This window comes from Hoylesella buccalis ATCC 35310 (assembly GCF_025151385.1).
GTDB classification, from domain to species: domain Bacteria; phylum Bacteroidota; class Bacteroidia; order Bacteroidales; family Bacteroidaceae; genus Prevotella; species Prevotella buccalis.
Genome location: NZ_CP102287.1, coordinates 752209 through 764144, shown reverse-complemented (window position 1 = coordinate 764144; position 11936 = coordinate 752209). Strand labels below are relative to the sequence as shown.

Below are 11936 nucleotides of genomic sequence, written 5' to 3'. Positions count from 1 at the left end.
AACAGTGTTGAGCGTTTTTACGAGTTTAGAGTCATTTTATTTTCGCATCTGACGGTCTCTTTCTTTCAAGAAACCGTGTCGGTAGGCGTATAGTAGTGCTTCGAGGTCCTTGATTTGTTGCTTAATCTCAGCACCTTTGTCCGTGTCGGAAACCAGCATGCGGTGGCTGCTCATCTCCACAATCTGCGTGGTGCTTACGATGTCGGTACCCTGCAAGATGGCATCGTTGGTGCTGGTGAAAGGTTCGTGCTGAACAAGTTGTAGTCCACGGCTGTGATAAACCAGCGTATAGCCAGCGATACCCGTTTCCTTGTGATAGGCTTGTGAGAATCCTCCGTCGATGACAATCAACTTACCATTTGCCTTGATGGGGTTCTCTCCCTTCGTAACATGCACGGGGACATGCCCGTTGATGATGTGTCTGTTCTCGCCCGTCACGCCGAAAGCATCCAAAATGCGGTCGGCGGTCGTTTCTTGGTCACGCAATTTAAAATAGTTGCCCTTCTCTTCATGGTGCGTCTCTTTGTCGGTAATGAAGTATCGTTCGAAGGTAGACATCTTTGATTTGTTAAACAAAGGACTGTCTGGTCCGCACCACAGGTAAGTAAAGTAGTCGATGGCGTATTCACGTTCTTCTTTACATGTGTCGTTCTGGAACGCCGCACGAATCATCATACCCGTATTGTGCATCAGTTCTTTACCAGCGTATTTCTTACCTGGATATATTTCTACCTCCTTCAAAGAACCATCTTCGTTCAATGGAATGGAGGCATGGAAGAGCAGGTTGCCATTGTAGACGCCATACATACAGCCATGTTGCAGCAAGAGTTTGATGTGCTTGTGCAGCTTTTCACTCACCATGAAAGAATGGTTCAGCCGGTTCATCAAGTCCTGTTCCTCGGGAGTCAACTCATTTGGATGCTTTGGATCGACGGTAGGAAAGTTGTTTCCATGCAGCGGATATTCTTTTCCATCCAGCAGAATGGTTCCTTTTTCATAATCAATATTGTTGAACAGTGCGCGGTTTTGCATCTTCCATTCCGGATGTTTCTCAAACAGTTTGCCCTCTTCCTTGAATTGAATAATGGCAATGGCCTTGTGCATCAGCGCTGTGAGGCGGAGCGTCTTCTCGTCCATCTCTTTCGATCCACCTGTGAGACGAGGGTAGAATTCCTCGCATGGATCATCGCCATAGGTCTCCATGGCAAAGGTTGCCAAGGGAACGAGGTTGATGCCGTAACCTTCTTCCAGTGTAACGAGGTTGGCATACCGTAGCGAAAGACGGATGACGCTGCAGATACAAGCATTGTTTCCGGCGCTGGCTCCCATCCAGATAATGTCGTGGTTTCCCCATTGAATGTCCCAATTGTGATACTTTTCCATGAAGTCCAGGATGATGTGTGCACCGGGTCCTCGGTCGTAGATGTCGCCAAGGATGTGCAGTTGGTCAACAACAAGTCGCTGGATGACGTTGGCCAAGGCGATAATGAAATCGTCAGCTCTTCCAGTAGAGATGATGGTTTCGATGATCACTTGATAATAAGCCATCTTGTCATTCACCTGCGAGTCCTCGTGCAACAACTCTTGGATGATGTAACTAAACTCCTTTGGCAGCGCCTTGCGAACCTTTGAGCGCGTGTATTTGCTGGAAACATCTCTGCATACCTTCACCAGTTGGTAGAGTGTGATGTGATACCAGTCGTAAATATCCTTCTCTGTAGCTTTCACCAACTCGAGTTTTTGCTCGGGATAATAGATAAGTGTGCACAGCTCGCATTTCTCACTTTCACGAAGTGAGTTGCCGAAAAGCTCGTTCACCTTGCGCTTGATGTTGCCTGACGCGTTCTTCAATACATGTTGAAAAGCTTCGTCTTCTCCATGAATGTCTGCCATGAAATGCTCTGTTCCCTTTGGTAGATGGAGAATGGCTTGCAGGTTAATGATCTCTGTACTTGCATCAGCTATGGTTGGAAACGATAATGATAACAAATCTAAGTATCGCAAATCTTGTTCAATTTCCTCATGTTTCATATTCATCATCTGTTTTTATCTTTCGTTCATTATATATTGCTTGTTGGGTTGATGGCCTCTCTTATTCTTTGAGTTTGTTTGTCATTCAATGCGTCTAACGGCATGAAGCCTTCTGTAAGTTGGTAATTTTCACTCAAAACCTGCATGATACGAGCCGCGAATTGTTCTTCGTTGAGTTGCTCAAGCATATCGTTGAGCACGTCTTCATCGTATTCCAAGCTGTTCAGCGTATCGTTCAGTTCCTGCAATGTCTGTTTCTTGATGTTGCGACGGTGATATTGATAACGCAGATAGAGAAGGGCTTGGCACACCTCTTTTTCAGGACTGTCGTCATTTGGAAAGATGTTTAATTTCTCTTGGATGCGTTGGTGTGTCAGCCGGTCGTGTGCCTCGAGGATTTCTTGATACAGCTTCATCGTTTCATGAGCCATTGCTTCGGGCGAGATCATGGAGGTGGTCACGGCATTGGGTATGACGTGGATTTGCTCATTCCATTTCCTCTTTTCCATTTCCTGCTTTTCAATTCCTCCCCAAACGATGAGAGCCGAAGCCTGTTGGGTTGCTTGTTTCTGAGCAGATATCCGCAAAACTTGGGTGGGAGTCGGGTGCTTTGTGAAATGCCACGGAGCCAGTTGTCCCAAGGAAGAATAGACTGTTGGAATCAATAATCTGTGGCATTGTTCCAATTTCTTATGAGCCGAAGCATCCCAAGCCCCGAAAACATGCACGATGTCGGGGAACTCATGGGACAGCTCTATCTCGTCGTATCTTTGAAGATACTGTTGAATCATCGACAGATGAGCTTGATTATCGGGACAGCCAGCTGCCTTCTTGGACATGTATAGCTCTACTCTCATCTCTATAGTTTATGGCTGGTGAAATCGTTTTTATCTGCTCTGACGTATCTCAAACGGTAAGATAGATTTCTCCACATCATGCTGATTTCAAAAGGTATGACCTTCCAAAGTGCGATGTCGTCCAAGAAATATGTAAGCGTTCTCTTGGCGAATCGTACACGCAGGATGACCGTAAGGAGCAAAGAAACCACGGCTGTCAGCAGTAAAGTATAATTCATGAGTACACCACCATATACCATCATGGCCAAGATGAATAGGTAGGAGGTATGCAAGAGTATCGTATCCAGATTGAACAGCATGCGCATGGGCGTTGATCGGTTGAGGTATTTGCGTGTTTCTTGATAGAAAAGATGCTTGTTGAGCCATTTCTTTTGCAGTGGTTCGTCTTCTATAATCCAGGCATCTTGCTCCATCATGAGTGCGGATGAGCCTTCGTCTGCATACTTGTTGACGATGAAATCGTATTCACCGCGTAGCAGGTGAAGGTTTCCCCGATAACCTTCTCCTTGTAGAAACATACTTTTTCTAAACGCCAAATTGGCAGAGTTGGTGCGATAGGCAATACCGTTTTCAGCTTTTCTCATAAGGTACAGTTCTGTATACAGCTGCTCAAGTCGGCGAAAGTCAGCTGTTTCCGCCGTGTAGTTACTATACCCCAGCACCAGTTTGTTGTTCTCATTGCAAGCCTTCGACATGCATTGCAACCAATAAGGAGAAGCGGGTGTACAGCTGGCATCGGTCATAATGATCCATTCATACTTTGCCGCCTTTACTCCAAGGGTGACAGCCAACTTCTTTTTACTCATGTAGCGTGAGGACGAAGGGATGAACGTTGCGTAAAGATGTTCATTGTTTTCATACCGCTTCAATACGTCTTCCGTCTCGCTGTCACCTTGTTCGGCTACGGCAACGACCTGAAAATCGTGGTCAAACTCTTGTGAAAGGAAGGAGGATAGGTGCATTTCCAGTTCCTTGGCTTGGTCGTGTACGGTAAGCAGTACCGTGATAGGAACTGATTGTTTCGCAGGGATTGAGCAAGCTGTTAATTGCTCTTGGGAAGAGTTCTCTTCTTGAAAACTGTCCAAAGCAGTAGATTCTTTCTCCTGGAGGTGCGAGGATTGAAGCCTCTTCACAATTTTTCTAAACCGGTAGAAGGGAGAGAAAAAAGGAGCAATCACTGCCAGCAGCAGTGTGATAGAGCTTAGTATGATGGTCAACTGGTCAAAAAACATAGACACGAATGATTCTACAATATTATAAATCCTCTGTTAAATAACCTTCGGGTAGTCTCCTGCAATTGTATTGACTGGCCATTACTTCGCCGTAAGCACCGGCAGACCGAATGGCCAACAGGTCGCCGCGATGACATTGGTTCAAATCAATGGCTTTGGCAAACACGTCACTCGACTCGCATATTGGTCCCACCACGTCATAGGATTCATGTGCGTCATTGCTGGAAAGATTCTCTATCTGGTGCCGCGATTGATACAAAGCGGGTCTGATGAAGTCGGTCATACCAGCATCAACGATACAAAACTTTTTGCATACGCCTTGTTTAATGTACAGCACTTTGGTGATTAAACTTCCACATTGTGCGACGACAGAGCGTCCAAGTTCGAAATGTAGTGTTTGATGTGGGTACAACTTCAAGTGCTGGGCGTATGTCTGAAAATATGCTTTGAAATCAGGAATGGGTTGTTGGTCAGGATGTTCGTAGCTCACACCCAATCCTCCACCAACGTTAATGCTTTCAACATGAACATGATGTTGATGCAGTTCTTCCTGCAATTGATTGATTCTGTCGCACAAAGAAACAAAGTCACGCATGTCAAGAATTTGTGAACCGATATGAAAATGTAGGCCGGTAAACCTCACATTCTTCATCCGTAAACACGCCTCAAGGGCGGTTTCCATCTCGCACAGGGCAATACCAAACTTGTTTTCGGCCAGTCCTGTCGTGATGTTCGCATGGGTATGAGCTTCCACGTCAGGGTTGATTCGCAAAGCAATGCGTGCGATTTTACCTTTCTTCTCAGCAATCTCGTTGATAACCTCAAGTTCGGCAATGCTCTCAACGTTGAAGCAAAGAATCTCTTGGTCAATGCCCAAAGCGATTTCCCAGTCACTTTTGCCAACGCCAGCATAAACAATTTTGTTAGGTGAGAAGCCCGCATCAATGGCAGCCAATATCTCTCCGCCACTCACGCAATCGGCCTCTAATCCGGCCTGACTGATGATGTTGAGCAACTTTGCGTTGGCATTTGCCTTGACGGCATAATGCACTTGGAAACGTTCATACGGCTCAATTTCAGTCTTGATGGCCTGGAGCGTTTCTTTCAGCAAAGCCGTGTCATAATAATAGAACGGCGTTTGCTTGGTGCTAAGTTTGTCTAATGAAACCAACTGATGCATAGCTTCCCGTTAATTACCGTTCGCGCAGGTTGTTTCAAACAGCAAGTCACTCAAACTTTGCAATGCTTGCTTCTTGTCAGCTTCCCTTACCAAGAAAGAAATGTTATAATTGCTGCCACCATAGGAAATCATGCGAACCGGAATATCCTTCATTGCATCCAAGGCAAGTGTTTCGAATCCAACATTGCTCCAGTCTAAATCACCAACCACGCAGATGATGCACATGTCGATATCAACGGTCACGGTACCGTATTTTTTCAATTCATCAACAATTTCATCCAGATGCGTAGCGTTGTCAATGCTCATGGACAAGCCCACCTCGCTGGTGGCAATCATGTCAATGGGCGTTTGGTAGCTTTCAAAAATCTCAAACACTTTTCTCAGAAATCCTGTCGCAAGCAACATCCTGGACGATTTGATTTTGATGGCAACGATGTTGTCTTTGGCCGCAACGGCTTTGATTTTTCCGCGAACGATCACGTTGTCAATGATCGTGCCATACGCATCGGGTTCCATCGTATTCTTCAGTCGAACGGGAATGCCTGCGTATTTGGCTGGCTGGATGCAAGTGGGGTGGAGGATTTTGGCCCCAAAGTAAGCCAGCTCGGCAGCCTCTTCAAAGTTGAGTTGTTGCACGGCATCGGTCTTGTCGACGATGCGTGGGTCGTTGTTGTGCATGCCGTCAATATCGGTCCAAATAACAATTTCTTCAGCGTTGAGCGCGGCACCAATCAAAGAAGCTGTATAGTCGGAACCTCCCCGCAGTAGGTTGTCTACCTCTCCATAAGCATTTCGGCAGATAAAACCTTGGGTGATATAAATCTGGTAACCCTCATTGTCAGCCATGATGGCAGAGAGTTTTTCCTTGATGTAGGGTGGGTCTGGTTCAGCATTCTTGTCTGTTCTCATAAAATCCAAAGCCGATAGAAGAACTGCATGAACACCCTGCTCCTGTAAATAGTTTACCACCATGTTGGTACTCATGATTTCGCCTTGCGCTACAATGCACTTCTCTTCGAACGATGTAAAAAGATCTTTGGTAAACGAACGAAGATATTCGAATTCGCTTGCTAAGAAGTCGCGGGTTTTCGCCTTGTATTCATCCGTCGCATACAATTCGTCTACATGCTGCATGTATTTTTCTTCCAATGTGTTAATTACCTCATTGGCGCCTTCCGGATTCTTCTTGTAGAGATAATCGGCTATCTCTATCAGCGTGTTGGTAGTGCCGGCCATGGCCGACAGAACAACAAATGTCTGCTCACCTGACCGTGTCACGAGTGAAGCTACATTCTTCATTCGTTCTGGAGAACCTACAGAGGTTCCCCCAAATTTCATCACCTTCATCTTTATTATATTTACATTGCTTCGTATATGAATTGTTTATCACTCAACCGATAGACACGGTTGCGAATCGCTCTCGGCTTCTTCTTGCAAGTCAATTTTGTTGTATTCGTTCGTTATGTCTACGATGCGACCATCTTTGCAACGGTACACAATACCTGGGAATTTGTCTAACATGGGGATGTTGTGTGTGGACATCACCACAGCTGTTCCCGTTTGGGTGATGTCTTTCAGTAGCTTCACGATGTGACTTGCCGTCTCGGGATCCAAATTACCAGTAGGCTCGTCGGCGATGATGATCTTCGGCTTGTTCAACAAAGCTCTCGCAATGGCTATACGTTGCTGCTCGCCACCAGAGAGTTCGTAAGGCATCTTATACTTTTTCTCAATCATACCAACATCATTGAGCACTTCATCAATTCGCTGGTTAATCTCGTTCTTGTCTTTCCATCCAGTGGCTTTCAAGACGAAATACAAGTTTTTGTAAACATCCCGGTCATGAAGAAGCTGGAAATCTTGAAAGATAATCCCCATTTCTTTTCTCAACGCAGGCACTTCGTTGCGTTTTACCTTTGTGATATCTCTGTCAAGGATTTCGGCTTTTGTGTCTGAATCGCCTTCGATATCCAATTCGCAATACATGGTTTTAAGCAGCGAACTCTTGCCAGAACCAACCTTCCCGATGATATAGATAAACTCTCCTTCGTCTACTTTGAAGTCAACGTTTTGCAAGATGTGATTGTCTGCTTGAAATATTTGAACTTTTTGATAATCTACTAACATATCTGATTTTTCCTTTTGATGATTTTGTTTAATGCCAGTTGGGGTATGTCATAGCCAAGAATGGTTGTCCTATAATTGAGGTCGTTGTTGGTCTTTTTACTTTTAAACGAAACATTTTATACGCTTGAAGTATGATGCAAATTTAGGCAATTTTTCCGAATTATAAGCCTCTCGGGGTGGAAAAGAGTTGGTTGGCGTACATGGCTCTATTATTTAGCCATGTTGCTTTCCGTTTTTTGTTATTTAATCGAACGGGTGGTTCACCTGTGAAATGTCTTCTGTCGCAACGTCTTTTTAACACAAATGCTGGACGTTTTTCAAACAACTTGTTCGTGTGTTGTAAATAAGCGCATTATGGTAGAGTTTTGTTATCTGTTTGATTGTTAGTATCTTATGTGATTTTTAGTCCGAAAGAGAAATCCAAAAGCAATGTGTTTGGCGCATAAAACCCTCTATTTTGTGTAAAAAAGACCTTTTATAGGATTGAGATTGGGCGGCTAAAGCATGCAAATTGGGCGGTAAAAGCATGCTAATTGCTGATTAATTCCATGTGAATTGAGTACAACATGATGCGTTTAAGGGTTTGAATACCTAAAATAACTCCCAATTTTGTCTATTTTTCAATTTTATTTTGTCAAAGAAAACGAATCGGTTTAACAAACGAAAGGTTTGTTAACAAAAAAGGCGGGTGTCGTTGATTGTCCTCCAGCATTATTTTCACATCGCGTCGAAAATGGTAGTTCCATTCGTATTCATACAAAAGAACATGGTGTTTTTTTTACACCGAACAACCTTGTTTCAATGAAAGAGCCTTGGGTTGACGTATCATCTTGCGGAGTTTAAAACTTGTTAAGGTGTTGGATATTTCATAAAACAATCTGTAGAGTATTACTGATTTTCCGAGATTTATTGTAATTTAGCAGCAATGATGACATATATTCAAATATGTGTTGGTTGAATAAATTCGACCAACAGGGGTATAAAGTATCGTCTCATTCAAAAATTGAGCCTTCGACATCTTTAAATTGTCCAATGAGTCAACCGAAATCACATGAGTAACAACTATAAAAAACATAGAATATGAAAAAGTTTGTCTTACTGACAGCTGCTGTTAGCTTAACATCTGTAGCATTCGGGCAGAATGCAAGTTCTTCTCCCGTGGATGAATACGAGTGCATCTACGAGTATCAAGTAAAAAACACCAAAGGTTCTATTGATGCGACCTCTACCATTCTTCAAATCGGTAGAAACACAGCAAAGTTTTCTGATTATACCACCTTTCAAGTAGACTCAGCCATAGCTTGCAAGGCTCCCGAAGCGGACATCCAGAAGTTCAAGGCACAAGAAACGAGAAACGATATACTCTTCGACCAGTCTGTTTCTCAAAATGAGCCCAAAGGTAAGTTGACGGTTTATAGCGTCATCACACCAAATTACTACAGTTATACCGAGAGCGCCACACCGATTAATTGGAAACTTTCAGAGGAAACTGACACTATTTGTGGATACACTTGTCAAAAGGCAGTGGGAGAATATGGTGGCAGAACATGGACGGTTTGGTATTCTTCTGAGATACCAGTGTCCTTTGGACCTTGGAAACTATGCGGTCTGCCAGGATTGGTATTGGCGGCTAACGATGCCGAAAACTTACATCAGTTCAAGGCAATCACGTTTCGTAAATCCAACACTCCGATGAACTTGAAGCCATACGCCAATCCCATCAATATTTCAAGAGAGCAATTTATTAAAGCGAAGAACAAGTTTGAGATAGATCCGATGGGCAACATCCCAGGAGAAGCCATCAGCGAGATGAGCGTTCAGAAATTCGATAACGGCGAATACAAAACCTTGGTCAATGGTGTGGTGGTGAGAGTTCGCCCTAATGGATATGTTCCGCTGGAATTGAAGTAAACATTGGAACATCAATGAATAGGCGAATATTCTTGATTTTCATGCTGTTGACATGCCTCTGTAACTCCTCTTTTTCCCAAAGTGTAGTTACAGGAATAGTGCGTGATACCACTGGTTTGGCTTTGGAAGGAGTCATCGTAAAGGCAACTGTTGACAAAGCAACTTTAGCCTTTGCACGAACAACCGAGAAGGGAGCTTATCAGTTAACGCTGAAGACAGATGCCAAACAGATCATCATCACAGCCGAAACCATTGGATATGAGAAAGCTAAGAGAGAAATCAAGAATATCTCACAGAAGTGCGACTTCATCCTGAAAGAGAAAACAACTGCATTGAAAGAAGTCGTGGTAAAAGCGCCCGCCATCTACCAACGAGGTGATACCCTGACTTACAACTTAGCCTCGTATATAGGAAAGAATGACTACACTTTGAAAGATGCCATGAAGAAGCTCCCAGGCATTGAAGTTGAGGACAAAGGTTCCATCAAATATCTGGGCAAAGAGATTTCTAACTTTTACATTGATAACATGGATTTATTGGGTGGACGCTATAACATAGCAACCACAAACATTCCTGCTTCGTTAGTAAGCACCGTGCAAGTGTTGAGCAACCATCAAGCTGTGAAAGCCAAAAAGGATGTCTTTTCCGACAACGTGGCGATTAATGTAAAAATGAGCAACAAGGCAAAGTTCAAACCAATTGGTTCTTATGGTGTGTCACTTGGTGCAGGCAAGCATACTTTGTATGAAGTGAATGGTGCAGGAATGCTCTTCATGTCAAACTTCCAAATGTTGGCTTCACTAAAGGCTGGCAACATCAATCAGTTTGCATTGACAGACGGAACCAATCACTTTGCCAAGAGAGAGAAATCATCTACCGTATCTAATTTGTTGGAGAATCTCTCTGCTTCCAAACCTCCTATTGATGTTGACAGATATGCTTCACCAACAGACAGGTTGGTATCTTTCAACCTATTGAAAAAGATTCAAAAGGATGTTACCTTAAAAGGGAATATTGGGTATAGTTATGTCAAAAGTAAGTACGATTATAGTTTGACGAGAAGTTATGCGGATGCAGACCATCATATCATCATCGCTCAAGCGTATTCACCTCTATTAACCGTACATCGCCCAAGCATTCTGTTGGAATATAAGGACAATTCGGATAAGACTTATCTCAGCAACACGTTGTCTGGCACTGGTTCTTTTCTAACATCTGAGTTGCCAACTAAAGAAAATGAATCTTTCTTTAACCAGAAACAGAAGATGCGAGCGTTTGATTTGAACAACAAGTTCTCTACCTTGTGGAATCACAAGGACTTGCGTTGGTCGGTTACATCTGTATTGTCATATCAAGGTTCGCCTATGGGAAAGATAATGCTTGACAAGGAAACTGCTGGTGGTGTAGTGCAAAATGCCAATGGACAAACGTTCAGAACAGAGAACACCATCTCTGTATCAAAGAAGCATCTCAACTCTCGCATCTATTTGCCATTGTTGTTGAACTACTATATAGATAAGGTGAAAACGAACTTGCAGCCCACAGATGAAGGCAACGATGTGAGTATGCAGAACCTCAGAATGGCGTTGGCACCACAATATGAGTATTCGCATCCTCAGTACAAATACGTCTTTCGATTGGGAATACCGATGCGCATAGACTATATAGCTCATAGAGACCACATGTCAGCATCATCGTCTGGATCTTGGTATTATTCCATTTGCCCAAGCGTGTATGGCAACTATAAGGTAACCTCCCGTTCTGTGCTGCGTACCAACCTGTTCTATTCCCGTAACTTTGGCGACATATTGGACTTCTTGAAAGCACCTGTCAGAGTCAATGACACCTCATTGAAGATTGGCTCTGGTGTATTGGCAGACAACAAAAGTTGGGATGCCTCGCTACATTACGACTATAAGATACCACTGAAAATGTGGTTTCTCAATGTAGATTTTCTTTATAATCAGGAAAAGAACAACTTGCTTTTGAGCCAAAACGCAAGCTCGAAGCTCGTCACCATGTCGAAAATATACGCCCCAAATACAGGAAGAAGTTTGATGGAGCAAGTAGGTATCACAAAATTTATAGAGCCTATCAAGACCAAAATTTCATTAAATGCTGTTTATCAATGGAAGCGACAAACGACTTTGCAGAATGATGTTCAGCAGAAGTACACCTGGAAAAGTTGGATTCTCTCTCCAAAACTTACTTCACAACCTTTTAAGTATGTGGAGTTAGATTATCATGGAATGTTTGCTAAGACTTATCTTTCTACCGAGTATCAGAGCAACAGCTATCTAAGTCAGCAGCACAAGATTTCCTTGAAAATCATGCCATTCGATGGCTTCACATTCGACACTTCTGCTGATATTGTGAAGAATGAATTGACGAAAGATTTGACGAAGACCATGAGTCTATTGGATATGGGATTATCTTATCGAAAGAAAGCACTCAAGGTTTCTCTTGACATCAGAAACATTCTGAACCAACAACAATATGGATATACCATTTACAACTCTGTCAATACATTTACCTATAACTATCAATTGAGAGGAAGAGAATGTGTTTGTTCCGTGAAATTAACCATGTGAGCCTTAC

Annotated in this window: 8 protein-coding genes; 2 read left to right on the top strand and 6 right to left on the bottom strand. The window is 43.3% G+C overall.

Translation table 11 applies throughout. From position 1 onward, the window contains the following. Nucleotides 1–36 precede the first annotated feature (36 nt). From NQ518_RS03340 to NQ518_RS03315, 6 genes are all read right to left on the bottom strand, one after another. Nucleotides 37–2031, bottom strand: coding sequence for a fructose-1,6-bisphosphatase (locus NQ518_RS03340; RefSeq protein ID WP_227205126.1), 1995 nt, complete (start codon nucleotides 2029–2031; stop codon nucleotides 37–39). 29 nt (nucleotides 2032–2060) lie between these two features. Continuing rightward, on the bottom strand, nucleotides 2061–2888 hold the full coding sequence (locus NQ518_RS03335; protein WP_227205124.1) for a glycosyltransferase family protein: 828 nt from the start codon (nucleotides 2886–2888) through the stop codon (nucleotides 2061–2063). A gap of 2 nt (nucleotides 2889–2890) precedes the next feature. Next, nucleotides 2891–4021: a glycosyltransferase family protein gene (locus NQ518_RS03330; protein ID WP_227960895.1), complete on the bottom strand. Its 1131-nt coding sequence runs from the start codon at nucleotides 4019–4021 to the stop codon at nucleotides 2891–2893. Between the two features lie 121 nt (nucleotides 4022–4142). Beyond that, a complete protein-coding gene (gene lysA, locus NQ518_RS03325; protein ID WP_227205120.1) occupies nucleotides 4143–5300 on the bottom strand; it encodes a diaminopimelate decarboxylase in 1158 nt (385 codons plus the stop codon). Nucleotides 5301–5309: 9 nt separating this feature from the next. Next, nucleotides 5310–6647 (bottom strand): aspartate kinase, encoded by a 1338-nt coding sequence (locus NQ518_RS03320; RefSeq protein ID WP_227205118.1) that lies wholly within the window; start codon nucleotides 6645–6647, stop codon nucleotides 5310–5312. 39 nt (nucleotides 6648–6686) lie between these two features. Then, entirely contained in the window at nucleotides 6687–7427 is a 741-nt protein-coding gene (locus NQ518_RS03315; protein WP_227205116.1) for a cell division ATP-binding protein FtsE, read from the bottom strand. Between the two features lie 1080 nt (nucleotides 7428–8507). On the opposite strand from NQ518_RS03315, the gene NQ518_RS03310 reads away from it, so the two are divergent. Together NQ518_RS03310 and NQ518_RS03305 are read left to right on the top strand one after the other, a co-directional pair. After that, nucleotides 8508–9338: a GLPGLI family protein gene (locus NQ518_RS03310; RefSeq protein ID WP_227205114.1), complete on the top strand. Its 831-nt coding sequence runs from the start codon at nucleotides 8508–8510 to the stop codon at nucleotides 9336–9338. 14 nt (nucleotides 9339–9352) lie between these two features. Continuing rightward, nucleotides 9353–11929, top strand: a complete 2577-nt coding sequence (locus NQ518_RS03305; RefSeq protein WP_227205112.1) for a carboxypeptidase-like regulatory domain-containing protein — start codon at nucleotides 9353–9355, stop codon at nucleotides 11927–11929. The last annotated feature ends 7 nt before the right edge of the window (nucleotides 11930–11936 follow it).